Genomic DNA, 13,208 nt, shown 5'->3' with positions numbered 1-13,208 from the left:
GTTTAGCCGTCGGGAGGCCCTGATCCTGGCAGGCGACGTCAGTAGCCCAGACGCGCGTTTTCGAGAACCGGAAGCGCTGCTTTGGCTTTGTCGACGACTGCGAAATCAATGTCGGCGACAACCAGCTGCTCACCCTGCCCGTCATCCTGCGCGATCAGCTCACCGAACGGGTCAACGACGAGCGAACCGCCCACACCCGTCGGCGCGTCTGCAGGCACCTGAACACCGGAGACTTCCGGGTCCGCCTGATCTACCGCGGAGACGATCATGTTGGAATCCAGTGCCCGCACCCGCGCCAAAAGGTCCCACTGGTAGAGCTTGCCCGGGCCCGCACCCCAAGAGGCGGACACCAAAGCCAGCTGCGCACCGGCACGCGACAGTTCCGCAAACAGCTTCGGGAAGCGAATGTCATAGCAGATGGCAAGGCCGACGGTCACCCCGTCGACATCGACGGTGACAATGTCACTGCCCGGCTCCACCGTGTCGGACTCACGGAACCCAAAAGCGTCGTACAGGTGGATCTTTTCGTACGCCACGCGCTGACCAGCGGGGGAGTAGACCGCCAGCTGATTGACCACACGACCCCCGTGTGCCAAGAACTCACCGGCGACAATCGTCAGCCCGTGCTCATCCGCAAGCGCCTGCATCCGCTCCTGCCAGTCAGCTGCGTGCTTCCGGGTGTCCTCACGCAGCCCCGGCCCGAATGACCGCATCGTGGCCTCCGGAAACTGCACCAGGACAGCTCCTGCCTCAGCGGCCGAACGCACATAGTCTTCGACCTTGCTCACATTGGCCGAAACATCAGGAGTCGTATTGATCTGTGCAAGCGCAATCTTCATACCCTCACCGTACCGCCGCCGAGGTGGAGGCGACAGACCTGCCGACCTCCACCTCGTGCGGGTGGGGAAGACGGCTCCGCACAGCGCAGCCTCAGAAGATCCGGCCGCGCAGATCTTCGACGGCGGCCCGGTACTCGCTTTCCAGACGCTCCACGAGCGCGGCGACCGGCAGCTTTTCGCGCACCGCACCAATGCCCTGACCGGAACCCCAGATGTCCTTCCACGCCTTCGACTTCGACGATCCTCCGCTGCCGAAGTTCATCTTCGAAGGATCGGATTCGGGCAGATTGTCCGGATCCATGCCGGCAGCCTCAATCGAACCGCGCAGATAGTTGCCGTGCACTCCGGTGAACAGATTCGAGTAGACAACATCGCTGGCACCGGAATCCACAATCATGTCGCGGTAACCCTCAACAACATTCGCTTCGGGGCTGGCCAAGAACGCCGAACCGACATAGGCGAAGTCTGCTCCAGCGGCCTGTGCCGCCAGAACCGAGGTGCCGTGGGCAATGCTTCCCGACAGCAGCAGGGGGCCGCCGAACCATTCGCGGATTTCACGGATGAGCGCAAACGGCGACAGCGCACCGGCGTGTCCGCCAGCTCCGGCGGAAACAGCAACCAGGCCGTCCGCGCCCTTCTCAATGGCCTTGTGGGCAAAGCGGTTGTTGATGACATCGTGCAGCACAATGCCGCCATAGGAATGGACCGCTTCGTAGACATCTTCGCGCGCACCGAGTGACGTGATGACAATCGGCACCTTGTGGTCAACAACAACGCCGAGGTCGTGCTCAATGCGGTCATTGGACCGGTGCACGATGAGGTTCGCGGCAAACGGGCCCACGGGCGTGCCGGGGTTGTTCTTCGCGAATTCGGCATTGGATTCGCTGATCTCGTCAAACCAGTCCGACAGTGCTTCCTGCGGACGGGCGTTCAGGGTGGGGAAAGCGCCGATGATTCCTGCCTGGCACTGGGCTTTGACGAGTTCGGGGCCCGATGCGATGAACATGGGCGAAGCCACAACTGGCAGGCGCAGATCAGTGCGCAGCTGTTCGGGAAGTTCGGTGCGTTCGACGGTCATGAAGCTCCTTCGGTTCGAGTGTCCGACATCACTTTAGACGACGAACGCCCCGCTGGTGGGCGGGGCGTTCGCATACTGGTCAGGGCAAGCTGATCAGCGGTCCTTGAATTCGGGCTTGCGCTTCTCGACAAAAGCGCCCATGCCTTCCTTCTGGTCTTCTGTGGCCAGCGAGGAGTGGAACAGCCGACGTTCGTACAGCAGACCCTGGTCGAGGGTAGTCTCGAAGGCCGCGTTGACGGCTTCCTTCACCATTGCCGATGCAATGAGCGACTTCGAGGCGATGACGCCGGCGGCTTCACGGGCAGTGTCCATGAGCTCCTCATGCGGTACAACGCGTGCCACGAGGTTGGACTCCAAAGCTTCGTCAGCTTTGATGAAACGGCCGGTCAGGCACAGGTCCATGGCCTTGGCCTTGCCGATGGCGCGGGTCAGGCGCTGGGACCCGCCCATGCCGGGCAGCACGCCCAGGTTGATCTCCGGCTGGCCGAACTGAGCACGGTCGGAGGCGATGATGAAGTCACACATCATCGCCAGTTCGCAGCCGCCGCCGAGCGCGTAGCCGTTGACGGCGGCGATGATCGGCTTGCGGACTTCACGCAGGCGGTTCCAGCCGACGAAGAAGTCTTCGCGGTAGGCCTCGGCGAATTCAAGCGAAGCCATTTCCTTGATGTCAGCACCGGCGGCGAACGCCTTGTCGCCGTCACCGGTGATGATGATTGCGCGCACATCGTCAGAGGCGTCGAATTCGGCAAGCGCTGCCGTGACGTCTTTCATGACTTTTGAGCTCAGCGGGTTCATGGGGCCCGGAGCCAGGGTGATTGTGCCGATCTTGTCCGAAATGTCGACCTTGATGGTTTCGTACTGGGTCACTGGAAAACCTTTCGTGCTGCGGGTTCTGTCAGGACTTCCTGGACGAGTTCACTGCTGACTTCTTCCAGGGTGGCAGGCTTCCACTGCGGGTTGCGGTCCTTGTCGATGACCTGGGCGCGGATGCCCTCGGTCAGGTCGTTGTGTTTGCCGAGGTTGATTCCGGTGCGCAGGTCGCGCTCCAGAACTTCTTCGAGGCTCATGTCGCCGGCGGTGCGAATCGATTCGAACGTCACCTTCAGGCTCAGCGGGGATTTCGTTTGAATGAGGTCAGCGGTTTTGGTGCCCCACTCGGTGTCGAGTCCGCGCAGACGCTCGAGGATCTCCTCGACTGAGTCGGCCGAAAAGGCGTGGTCAATGGCTTCGCGGTGCTCATCGAGTTCATCCGCGGGAGCTTCTGCGGCGAACTCCTTGAGAACAGCTTCGGCTTCTGCCGGGCGTTTGCCCAGTTCTGCCGCGACCTTTTCGAGTTTGGCGTCCTCGATGTAGTAGTCGGCAAGACCCGCCGCCAGCGCGGTACCCGCGCCGACCGGCAGGCCAGTCAGGCCCAGGTACATGCCGACCGCGCCGGGAGCCCGGGAGAGCAGGTAGGTGCCGCCGACATCCGGGAACAGACCGATCGTGGTCTCGGGCATGCCGATCTTGGTGCTGTCGGTGACGACGCGGTGTGAACCGTGCACCGAGATTCCAACGCCGCCGCCCATCGTGATGCCGTTCATGAAAGCCACATAGGGCTTGGGGAAGCGGGCGATCCGGTCGTTCATCACGTACTCTTCGCCGAAGAACCGCAGGTTCGCGTCAGTGCCGTCGATCAGCGATGCGTGGATGGCCTTGATGTCGCCGCCTGCGCACAGCCCGCGCTCACCGCGGCCGGTGACGAGTACAGCCTTGATTGAATCGTCGTCCTGCCACTTGACCAGGGCCTCGTTGACGATGTCGACCATTTCCTGGTTCAGGGCGTTGATTGCACGCGGCTTGTTCAGTTCAATGCGTCCCAAGCCGCCTTCGGCGCTGAGGACGACGGGCGTTTCTTCACTCAACTTATGCAACTCCTGTGCTCTTGCGCGAAATGATGACGCGCATGATTTCGTTTGTTCCTTCGAGAATCTGGTGGACGCGCAGGTCGCGGACCAGCTTCTCCACACCGTACTCGTGGAGGTAGCCGTAGCCGCCGAACAGCTGCAGGGCGCGGTTGGCAACGTCGAAGCCGGTGTCGGTCGCCTTGAGCTTTGCCATTGCTGACAGCAGGGTCGTGTTTTCGTGTTTGGCGTCGTAGGCCTGGGCGGCGCGCCACAGGAGGGAGCGGGCGGCTTCGAGGTCTGCCTGCATTTGGGCGATTTCAAAGCGCAGCGCTTGGAACTGGTTGAGGTCTTGACCGAATGCCTGGCGTTCGCCCAGGTACTGCACTGCCTTTTCCAGTGCCGACTGGCCGCCGCCGAGAGATGCGGCGCCGATGTTGAGGCGCCCGCCGTCCAGACCGCTCATAGCGGCTTTGAAGCCTTTGCCTTCTTCACCGACCAGGTTTTCCACGGGAACGCGAACGTTTTCCATGATGACCTGGCGGGTGGGCTGTGCGTGCCAGCCCATCTTGATTTCGTCGGGTCCGAAATCCAGTCCTTCCATGCCCTTTTCCAGGATGAAGGCCGAGATTCCGCGGGCGCCGTCCTGGCCGGTGCGGGCCATGACCAGGTAGACATCCGATGCACCGGCACCCGAAATGAACTGCTTGACGCCGTTGAGGATGTAGTGATCGCCGTCGCGGCGGGCCGAGGTGCGCAGGCCGGCTGCGTCAGAACCGGCGTTCGGTTCGGTCAGGCAGTAGCTGGCGAGGTTTTCAAAGGTCACGAGCTTTGACAGGTAGCGCTCGTGCTGGTCTTGGTTGCCGAAGCGCTCGATGACCGAGGCGACCATGTTGTGAATCGAGATGTACGAAGCCACAGCGGGGCAGCCGGTCGACAGGTTCTCGAAGATGAGGGCCGCATCCATTCGTCCCAGGCCCGAGCCGCCTAAGTCTTCGTCGATGTAGATGCCTCCCATTCCCAGGTCTGCGGTCGACTTGATGACGTCGACGGGGAAGTGCGAATTCGCATCCCATTCGAGAGCGTGCGGTGCCAGCTGTTCGTCCGCGAACTCGCGGCACATGTTCGCCAGTTCGAGCTGGTCATCGCTCAGCCCGAAGGGCAGAGAAGCCGCGGTGCTGCGTGCCATGTGGTTGCCTCCAAAATTTAGTAGGACGTCAAACAAAGTCGCCGTCAGTGTAGTCGGTGTCACACCTTTTCGTCACGCGCGCCGGTGTTGGTCTCCTGGCGGGGAAGTGAATATTCAGTGCACGAGGTGGTGGGAGGGGCGAGGTGTCGCCCGCGGGTGTCATTCCTCTGCCAGTGCTCCTCGGTGTTCGGCCAGAAGCTGCAGCAGCTGATCCAGACGCTTTCCTTCAATCCCCGGGTGGCTGAATACCTCGCGGTTGAGGGCTTCTGTTGCGGCAAGGGACAGTTCGCAGCCCGCATCGGTCAGTCGGACGATTGTGGATCGCCCGTCTTGCGGATGCGGCGCGCGCTCGACTAGGCCGGCCCGCTCTAAGCGGTCGACGGCGTTTGTTGTCGAGGTTGGATGCACCTGAAGCCGTCGGGAGACCACTGACATCGGGAGTTCACCGTGACTGCTGAAGCGCAGAAGGGTCAAAAGCTCGTAGCGGGCGAATGTCAGCTTCAGCGGCCGCAGTGCACGGTCGATGCGTGCCATGAGCAGCTGCTGGGAGCGCATGATGCTGGTAGTCAGCGTCATCCCGTCGGCCGCTTCTGCGTAGCCGTGAGCCAGCCACTGCCGGCGCGCTTCCCGAATCGGGTCGAATTTCTCAGCCATAGTCGGGCTGAGTCTAAAGCGCTTGTGTGGTCGAGCGCACATCAGTGCGCTCATGTGGGGTCGGCGCGATGATGTGCTCATGTGCGGACGGCTGACCTGGCGGCTGGAAGCGGCGCATTGGGTCCTGGCGCCAGGATGGGCCAAGGGTGACAAGAGCTGCTTGTGCGCAGGCAATGCACGATCAGAACCCGTTGACACGCAGCCGATGTTTCGCATGGCCTTCACTGAGCGGCGTTGCGCTCTTGCGGTCAACAGCTGCTGTGCATGGGAAAGGACTGAATTCGGCTGGCCGCGCTGAGAGTAATCCATCGGTGTCCAATGGGCACCTGGTCTCGACCTCATTGCAGGGCTACGAGGTGGGGAACAAGAAATGACTTCGGTACGGGGGATGAGAGTAAGATACGTGTTGACCAGCGTGTCGTTTGTAGGCGGACTTTGGCACCCTATTCCGGAGTTTCGGTCGCGCTCAGGGAAAGAAGAATGCAGATGGGCGTATAGAACGTACGAGAGGGTAGAAAGCTGACCACTCCTTCGTTCTGAAGGCCGCCTGCCCCAACCAGCCGGGGCGGAGTTTATACCCCCGGTTCGCGTCAGCCGATATTCCTACGACGCGGGGCCGCTGAATGCAGTGATGCGAATCGTTCTGGTTGTCGAGTTGTTGTTGCATTTTCCGTCATCGGCTGCAGACTCGTGCTGTGCTCCTTCAACGAGGCGCCAACGTTCCGCATGCACCTGGGAAACGTGCAAGTCCGGTCCAGAGTGTATGTCTTCACGTGGTTATAGCAGCAAGAACCATCCTCGTTGATGTTTCCGCAATCGCTGCATCCAGGGGGGTGAGCCCGGTAGAACTGCTCGGACTAACAAAGGCCCGAGCAGAGCGTCACACACGTCAGAGGCGCTGACTTCGCCTACCGCCTTGCCCCTTGCCTGAGCAAGCGACGGGACTCGGTGGACATTTCTTCTTCGAGGTTTGACAAATTGTTCAGCAAACAGCTCACCGAATTCACTGTCTTGCCGGATCGCTTCAAGGATACCCGTGAGGTTCTTGCGAACGAGTGGCGTCGATAGCATCTCAACTTCGCGGTTTTGAAGAGCGAGGATGTCTGTGGCGATTGAACCGGTGTCTACCTCAGCGCCAACACCATATTCTTTCCGGATCACGGTAAGGGCAATGTCGGCAATGCCATTAAATGGGCTGTAGAATGTCGGTCTTGTCGTCCCTGCCTTCTTGGTCAGCCTATCAACGCTGAGGGCCGAATAACCCTCCGTGATCATCAACTCTTTCGCTGCGGTAATCAACGCGTCACTGACGCCGCGAGCGTACGGGCGGCCCTTCTGAACTGTAACCATTTAAACAATGTGGCCCGAGTGGCGTTGTGTCATTCTAAAATTTACGCGCTTGACTCGCTCGGTGCGCGGACTTGCTCGTTCCCGCGAGAAATTTCCAAGAGGCTGAGGGTCATGGGCTTCATTGTCGTATCCGTGCTCTTCCCGGTTGGACCCGATTCCGGTCGTGGTTCCAGCAGCGGTAGTGAAATTCGCCAGCTTCAGCTGCTGGTGCAACAGCTTGCGGTCGGTAGACAAAGCCACGACGAGGTTGCCTTTGAGCTGAGCCAGTCAAGAACTGGCTCCGTACTTTGAACGGTTCATTCGCTTGACACTGTTCGCATCGACCATGTTGTGACGCTCTTGGGTCGAATGGGCGGTGTCGATACCGAATTCCTTCGCGATGAGCGGTGCTTCTATATCGGTGCGGTGATCCCAGCGCGAAAAGCTAGTAACACGAGGTGGACGCGATCGCGTGCCTGGGTCTTGGAGAACAGGTTTCCGATGTGCTTCTTAACAGTTGGCATAGAAAGCGACAGGACTTCGCAGATTTCTCTGTTTGAATGTCCGTGGGCCACTAGCTTTAGCACTTCAGTTTCCCTAAGCGTAAGGCGGTTGCGGACCTGCATTTGATCGGTGCCAGCGTGTGCTGGATCGAAGCGATCATTATCCATTTGACGTATACGGTCGAACAGTTTTGCGGTGGGGCCAGGGGAGATGACCGACTCGCCGCGGTGGATCACACGAACGGCTTCGACTAGTTCGTCAGGCGGAGTGTTCTTCATCAAGAAACCAGAGGCGCCGTTGTCTATAGCCTTGACCACGTTATTGTCGGAATCAAAGGTCGTCAGAATTGCAATCTTCACTGCGGAGTTCACTTCCAGCAGTTTCTTGGTTGTTTGGATTCCATCAAATATAGGCATTTGTATATCTAGCAGAATCACATCCACCGGAGTATTCCGTTGACGGTCAATCGCCTCTCGTCCATCTTGTGCCTGCCACAAGACATCCATGCCTGTTTGACCGTTGAGAATTAGCGCCAACCCAGCAGTGAACAGGGGTTCATCATCGACGAGACCGATAGTAATCATGACCTGCCCCAAACCAGTTCACTCTTGACATGCCACTCGCCGGTGGTTGCGTCGGCACCTGCTGTGAGGCTGCCGTCAAAAGCAAGAGCTGTTTCTTTCATTCCGACGATCCCGGTTCCGGTTCCGACGGTAGTCCTTTCTCGCACTGCGCTACCGGCAGTGTTGTATATGTGCAACATGATCCTACTTGCTTCGATCTGCACTCTCATCGTTATACGCGCACCCGGTGCATGTTTTAATGCGTTGACACAAGATTCCTGGACGATACGGTAAGCGGCACCGCTTATTTGAGCTGGCACATCGTCGATGTTTCCAAGGATTTGTAGTTCTACAGACGGATTCGTGGATCGGACCGACGATACAAAACCTTCCAAATCGCTGAGTTGCGGAGGTGGAGGTTTGTCGACCAGCTGCGCGCTCTGTCCGGTAGGTCCACGCAACAGGCGGGTAACTCTTGAAACCTCGCTGACAGCTTCTCGACTGACATTACCTATATCTTGGAGCAGCCTATCGGCGCCGTTTGGATCGGATTCAAGGATATATCTGGCTCCTTCCGCCTGAACCGCAACAACGCTGAGCGAATGCCCTAGGACATCATGGATTTCTCGCGCCATGTTCGCCCGTTCTTCGATGGTATTGAGCCGCTGCTCAACCCTTCTTTGTTCTTCAAGCAGTTCTGCTCGCTCGATCGCCATATCGAATTGTTCCCGATTGCGCTGGCGCAAAAGCCCGGCAAGAGCGGCTGCGATGATAAGCGACCAGGCCATAGTGGTGGCGATAAGTGGATCCAGCCAGGACTCGAGTGCCGAATCTTTTGCGATAAGGAGAATCGTGACCGTAGTTCCGACCAGCAGAGCAACAAGGCTGAGCCACCGCCACGACGATTTGACCTGTGTTTGTGAACCATATGCCACAGACAATGCGAGTGCGATAGTCAGAAGGCTGAGCTTATGGGTAGCGAGGACATGTGCGGCCCCAGCCACTGCGCAGCCTACGACCGAAACGAGCGGCACCGCATTTCTGAACGTGGCAAGAATGACGCATAGCGCTGTGATTGCCCAATGAAACGCTTGGATCGTTCCCGTGGGTGGCGCGGGTCGGCTCAACAACGCGGCCACCAGGATGGCTAAGGCGAGGGCAACGTTCGGCAACTGCGAGAGCTGCGAGCGGAGTCGTGCGAACGATGACTCGATCGTGGGCATCATAGTGCTAACCCTACCGGGGCGGATGCTTGGCAGTGGGATACCGGAGTATGCCTCCAAGATGGTCCCAGGGGATGTTTCGTCATGGTGCAGCTCTGGAGACGATAGAACCATGCTGACTCTGGAAGGACCATTATGACAGCAGTAATCAAGACGCATGCTTTGACAAAGACATTCAAGAACCACACGGCGGTCGACGCTCTCGACCTGAACGTACCAGAAGGCTCAGTGTACGGCTTTTTGGGGCCAAACGGTTCAGGCAAATCGACCACCATGAAAATGTTGCTTGGTCTGACATCACCGACGCATGGAGAGATAGAACTCTTCGGGCGCGAACTCAATCCTACGAGCAGAACCGAGCTGTTACCGGCAATCGGATCCATGATCGAAGCTCCACCGGGGTACGGCCATCTCTCCGGGGAGGAAAACATGCGGATTGTGCGCGACATGCTTGGCCTGTCGAATGCACAGATCGACTATGCGCTGTCGACGGTTCGGCTAACGGAGCACCGCACAAAACTCGTTCGCAACTACTCATTGGGCATGAAACAACGGCTCGGCATTGCGATGGCCATCGCGAGGGGCCCGTCCCTACTTGTCCTCGACGAACCGACCAACGGTCTTGATCCCGCCGGCATCGAGGAAATTCGAAACTTGCTCGTGCATCTGGCCCACGAGGGAATCACAGTGATGGTATCTAGCCATCTCCTCGACGAAATAGACAAGATGGCGAATGTGCTTGGGATTCTCTCTCAAGGGCGGATGATCTTTCAAGGCACTCGCGAAACGCTTTTCGAGCATTCGCTACCCGACCTCATCATTGAAACTCCCGACCCTGAAGCTGTCTTGGCACAAGGCGTTGACGCAACCAAGACTCAAGGCGGGGTAGTAGTCAGCGGCATCAATAAGACAGAGACTGCCGAAATGATTCACCGTCTGGCTGTAGCTAACGTGCCCATCTTTGAGGTTCGTCGAGTACAGCAGAGCCTGGAAGACGCGTTCATGGACCTCACTGGACGCGAGGGTTTGCTGTGAAGCTCGCAATGGTGTTGGAATTTCACAAGATGCGCCGACTGCGGACAGCTCCGACCGTGGCTATCCTCGTTGTAGCTGTCGCTGTACTATCGAGCTTCTCCCTCTTTTCGGGAAGCACCCAGGAAACCTTGAACGATCCAGATTCCATGCCGTGGGCGGGACTCTTGACGACATACACGTTGATGTCTGCAATGACGTCACCAATCTTGATCTCAGTAATCGCGAGTCGGCAAACCGACATCGAACACTCCGGTGTGGGATGGACGCTCGCATCGACCGCCGGATACTCACCTGGCAGGCTATGTCAAGCCAAGCTAATAACTTTAAGCATCGTATTAGTGCCGGCAGTCGCGATTCAGACTTTGCTCGTCATCGGAATCGGATTGCTCGCGGGTATCCGGGCACCCCTTGAGCCAGGGCCCTGGGTGGGGTACACCCTGCTGCTGTTCTTGGTCGACGTCGGCTTCCTGGCAATACATATTTGGCTGGCAGCAGTCGTTGAGAACCAGTTGATCAGCGTGGGTATTGGAATGCTGGGCGCATTTCTCGCTGCTTTTACCTTTCTCATGCCGGGCCCCATCGCGCGCTTCATCCCGTGGGGGTACTACGCAATGATTTCACACGCTGGACAACGCGGGGGCAGTGTTGCATACATCACGCCGGAGTACGGGTGGGTCGTCGGATTCCTGCTCATCGTTGCTCTGGCATTTGCTGTTGTTACTCATCGACTCAACCGAATTGAGAGGTAAACCAGTGTTTCGAGCTGAACTTCTAAAACTTAAGCGTTCGACCACATGGCTCATCGCTCTGATCTTGCCAGTATTAGCCGTAGTCACGGGCACAATCAATTTGGCCAACAACACTGAGACTCTTGACACCGGGTGGCAATCGTTTACCTCCCAAGTCACCCTGTTCTACGGCTTGTTGTTCTATTCAATGGGCATTGCGCTACTCGCAGCAACGGCCTGGAGGATGGAACACCGCGGAACAAACTGGAACCTGCTGCTGACCACCACACGAAAACCCCTAGCTTTGGTCGTTGCAAAGATCGCGGCAATCACTGTTCCAGTTGCATTTATGCAGGTCGTCCTCGTCATTGGGACTGTCGTCTCCGGCGTGGTCTTCCTGGACCTTGATGGAGCTATCCCTTGGCAGTTTGTGCTGGTCGGAGTGATCTCGGTGGTTGCTGCGTTGCCGCTTATTGCAGTGCAGTCCCTTCTCTCGATGTTGCTGAAGTCCTTTGCTGCGCCCGTCGCTATCTGCTTGTTGGGGTGCGTCATCGGCGTAGCCAGCGTCACGTCTGTTGCGCTTCGACCGCTGAGTTTCGTACTCCCGCAGGGAATAAACACCCGGGCACTCAACCTTGGTTCGACCGCCCTTGCTGGGTCGGGTGGTCTGACTGTCGGTTCAGCGCTGCCACTGATCGGCACTGCTGTCGCGATCGCTGCTCTGTTTTCCCTGGCCACAGTGGCGCTTATTCGCGCTGTCAAACTGCGCTGAGGTGAGCACCCAACTCTTTGCATCGTGAATTGCCTGACAACCTAGCGTGTAACGTAATTTACCGGTCTTGTGATCTGAAACGCAGGTCACACTCATAGTGAATCGAGGACTCAGGAGCTAGGAGCGCTCTGCTGGACGTGATCCAGCACCATTCGACATCCTGTCGGGGCATTCCCGTATGTAGTAGTCCGAATGGTTCGTCAGCGAGGCATGGACGTGGGCGAGTAGCGAAATGAGTGATTCTTTTCGGGCGCCCGTCGACGTCGGGCCCTTCAGTATGTTGGAGGTGCCGGGAAAGGAAGGTCCGAGGGGAAGGTCGTCGTTGTTTGACTGTGCATGTGCATGTCGACGACTGTCGCGGTCGCTGCACTGTTGTTTGTCGGATCAGGCGTAGCTGTGATGGTCTTCGATGCACTGTCATCGTTTACGTTACCTGGGTGGTAGCCAGATACGGTACGTCGAAGTGTTAGTCCAAATCACCACAGTTGCGTAGGAGACGAAACACCCAAGGTGTCGGGTCCCCCTGCTGAACTCGAAGTTCGAACTAACCGTGTTAGGTCGACTCTTGCCATCGTGGCCGGGTCCCAGCTCCTGGGTTCCATGAGATGGTTTTCAACTCCGCAGCTTCAATAATGCCGGCAGAAGCTCGCCACGACCGCAGCGACCGAACAAACTGGCAATCCATCGACCCGCGGCCCGGCCATTCGACGGTCCCCATGAGCTGGGGGACGTTGATATGCCAGTGCTGGCGATAGAACCCGTCGAGAAGATCCAATCTCTTGAGGTACTGCCTTTCTTGGCAGTCCTCGCGCGTCGAGGTCGTGGTTTCGTGTCACAGTGCGGGATGTCAATGTCCGGCCCAGTCGCGCTCAGCCCGTGTGAGGGCTGGATGGGCTGAGGTCCTGCGCTGGCCGGGCGGGCCGCCGCTGAGGTCTGCTGAGGAGAAGACACGAGGTGTCCTCCGCGGCAATAGGCAGGTGGTGCACATCACGCAATACCGGCTTGCAAAGCTGGTTGGCTGCAGTCTAGAGTTAAATCTCGTTGCCAGGACGCGAAAGCGAAACGGCACAGGCGAAGATTAACTGCAGCAGATCTGAGATTTGCAAGCAGATGAACTTCAGGCTAAGATAGCCAAGCGCTCACATTCCGAGCGTAAGACTTTCACTTTTGATGATGTGCCTGCGTGTGTGGGTGTGGATTCTTTGTGTGTCTGTTCTTTGTCAACTCAATAGCGTGTTTGTTTGTTTCGTGGTGCCAGATTTTTTGTTTTCTGGCCATGGATTTTTTGATTTGTAGCAGGATGATGCTGGCAGCTGTTGTGGTTGTTGGTGTTGTTTTGTTCTTGTCAGTTTTCTTTTGGTTGGGATCTTCTTTTTGTTTTTAGTGGAGAGTTTGATCCTGGCTCAGG

At 58.0% G+C, this 13,208-nt stretch carries 13 protein-coding genes; 4 read left to right on the top strand and 9 right to left on the bottom strand.

What is annotated here, in order from left to right:
- Window positions 1-38: 38 nt before the first annotated feature.
- The 6 genes from GC119_RS09420 to GC119_RS09395 form a co-directional block, all read right to left on the bottom strand.
- Window positions 39-839 carry a nitrilase-related carbon-nitrogen hydrolase gene (locus tag GC119_RS09420; RefSeq protein WP_151952999.1) on the bottom strand — a complete coding sequence of 267 codons (801 nt, stop codon included), beginning with the start codon at window positions 837-839 and terminating at the stop codon, window positions 39-41.
- Window positions 840-930: 91 nt separating this feature from the next.
- Complete coding sequence (locus GC119_RS09415) at window positions 931-1,917, bottom strand: NAD(P)H-dependent flavin oxidoreductase (protein WP_151952998.1); 987 nt, start codon at window positions 1,915-1,917, stop codon at window positions 931-933.
- A gap of 93 nt (window positions 1,918-2,010) precedes the next feature.
- Window positions 2,011-2,787 carry an enoyl-CoA hydratase-related protein gene (locus tag GC119_RS09410; protein WP_070574480.1) on the bottom strand — a complete coding sequence of 259 codons (777 nt, stop codon included), beginning with the start codon at window positions 2,785-2,787 and terminating at the stop codon, window positions 2,011-2,013.
- Entirely contained in the window at window positions 2,784-3,824 is a 1,041-nt protein-coding gene (locus tag GC119_RS09405; RefSeq protein ID WP_070777013.1) for an enoyl-CoA hydratase/isomerase family protein, read from the bottom strand. The genes GC119_RS09410 and GC119_RS09405 overlap by 4 nt, the downstream gene beginning before the upstream one ends.
- Before the next feature lies 1 nt (window position 3,825).
- Window positions 3,826-4,992: an acyl-CoA dehydrogenase family protein gene (locus GC119_RS09400; RefSeq protein ID WP_151952997.1), complete on the bottom strand. Its 1,167-nt coding sequence runs from the start codon at window positions 4,990-4,992 to the stop codon at window positions 3,826-3,828.
- 159 nt (window positions 4,993-5,151) lie between these two features.
- Window positions 5,152-5,646 (bottom strand): MarR family winged helix-turn-helix transcriptional regulator, encoded by a 495-nt coding sequence (locus GC119_RS09395; protein ID WP_070574473.1) that lies wholly within the window; start codon window positions 5,644-5,646, stop codon window positions 5,152-5,154.
- A gap of 52 nt (window positions 5,647-5,698) precedes the next feature.
- On the opposite strand from GC119_RS09395, the gene GC119_RS09390 reads away from it, so the two are divergent.
- The gene (locus GC119_RS09390) at window positions 5,699-5,944 is read left to right on the top strand and encodes an SOS response-associated peptidase family protein (RefSeq protein WP_083304150.1); all 246 of its coding nucleotides are present in this window, start codon (window positions 5,699-5,701) and stop codon (window positions 5,942-5,944) included.
- 479 nt (window positions 5,945-6,423) lie between these two features.
- On the opposite strand, the gene GC119_RS09385 is transcribed toward GC119_RS09390, so the two are convergent.
- The 3 genes from GC119_RS09385 to GC119_RS09375 form a co-directional block, all read right to left on the bottom strand.
- Window positions 6,424-6,996 (bottom strand): TetR/AcrR family transcriptional regulator, encoded by a 573-nt coding sequence (locus tag GC119_RS09385; RefSeq protein WP_070777014.1) that lies wholly within the window; start codon window positions 6,994-6,996, stop codon window positions 6,424-6,426.
- Window positions 6,997-7,388: 392 nt separating this feature from the next.
- Window positions 7,389-8,063 carry a response regulator transcription factor gene (locus GC119_RS09380; protein ID WP_151952996.1) on the bottom strand — a complete coding sequence of 225 codons (675 nt, stop codon included), beginning with the start codon at window positions 8,061-8,063 and terminating at the stop codon, window positions 7,389-7,391.
- Complete coding sequence (locus tag GC119_RS09375; protein ID WP_193215648.1) at window positions 8,060-9,268, bottom strand: sensor histidine kinase; 1,209 nt, start codon at window positions 9,266-9,268, stop codon at window positions 8,060-8,062. Before GC119_RS09375 ends, GC119_RS09380 begins: the two co-directional genes overlap by 4 nt.
- Before the next feature lie 132 nt (window positions 9,269-9,400).
- Here GC119_RS09375 and GC119_RS09370 point away from each other — a divergent pair, with 132 nt between their 5' ends.
- Genes GC119_RS09370 through GC119_RS09360 form a run of 3 tightly spaced genes read left to right on the top strand, consistent with a single transcriptional unit; the run spans window position 9,401 to window position 11,800 of the window.
- Window positions 9,401-10,300 carry an ABC transporter ATP-binding protein gene (locus tag GC119_RS09370; protein WP_151952994.1) on the top strand — a complete coding sequence of 300 codons (900 nt, stop codon included), beginning with the start codon at window positions 9,401-9,403 and terminating at the stop codon, window positions 10,298-10,300.
- 8 nt (window positions 10,301-10,308) lie between these two features.
- The gene (locus GC119_RS09365; protein ID WP_226829394.1) at window positions 10,309-11,049 is read left to right on the top strand and encodes an ABC transporter permease; all 741 of its coding nucleotides are present in this window, start codon (window positions 10,309-10,311) and stop codon (window positions 11,047-11,049) included.
- Window positions 11,015-11,800, top strand: coding sequence for an ABC transporter permease (locus tag GC119_RS09360; protein WP_226829389.1), 786 nt, complete (start codon window positions 11,015-11,017; stop codon window positions 11,798-11,800). The genes GC119_RS09365 and GC119_RS09360 overlap by 35 nt, the downstream gene beginning before the upstream one ends.
- Window positions 11,801-13,208: the final 1,408 nt, after the last annotated feature.

This window comes from Brevibacterium sp. Marseille-P9724, from assembly GCF_902500275.1.
Classification (GTDB): Bacteria; Actinomycetota; Actinomycetes; order Actinomycetales; family Brevibacteriaceae; genus Brevibacterium.
Note: the sequence above shows the minus strand (reverse complement) of the source record. Positions and strands in the feature narration are given on the sequence as shown.

Bases quoted from the DNA above. Each gene is read 5' to 3' on its own strand.
- GC119_RS09385 (WP_070777014.1), bottom strand. From the start codon at position 6,996: ATGGTTACAGTTCAGAAGGGCCGCCCGTACGCTCGCGGCGTCAGTGAC.
- GC119_RS09380 (WP_151952996.1), bottom strand. From the start codon at position 8,063: ATGATTACTATCGGTCTCGTCGATGATGAACCCCTGTTCACTGCTGGG.
- GC119_RS09365 (WP_226829394.1), top strand. From the start codon at position 10,309: ATGGTGTTGGAATTTCACAAGATGCGCCGACTGCGGACAGCTCCGACC.
- GC119_RS09400 (WP_151952997.1), bottom strand. From the start codon at position 4,992: ATGGCACGCAGCACCGCGGCTTCTCTGCCCTTCGGGCTGAGCGATGAC.
- GC119_RS09415 (WP_151952998.1), bottom strand. From the start codon at position 1,917: ATGACCGTCGAACGCACCGAACTTCCCGAACAGCTGCGCACTGATCTG.
- GC119_RS09395 (WP_070574473.1), bottom strand. From the start codon at position 5,646: ATGGCTGAGAAATTCGACCCGATTCGGGAAGCGCGCCGGCAGTGGCTG.
- GC119_RS09370 (WP_151952994.1), top strand. From the start codon at position 9,401: ATGACAGCAGTAATCAAGACGCATGCTTTGACAAAGACATTCAAGAAC.
- GC119_RS09375 (WP_193215648.1), bottom strand. From the start codon at position 9,268: ATGATGCCCACGATCGAGTCATCGTTCGCACGACTCCGCTCGCAGCTC.
- GC119_RS09390 (WP_083304150.1), top strand. From the start codon at position 5,699: ATGTGGGGTCGGCGCGATGATGTGCTCATGTGCGGACGGCTGACCTGG.
- GC119_RS09420 (WP_151952999.1), bottom strand. From the start codon at position 839: ATGAAGATTGCGCTTGCACAGATCAATACGACTCCTGATGTTTCGGCC.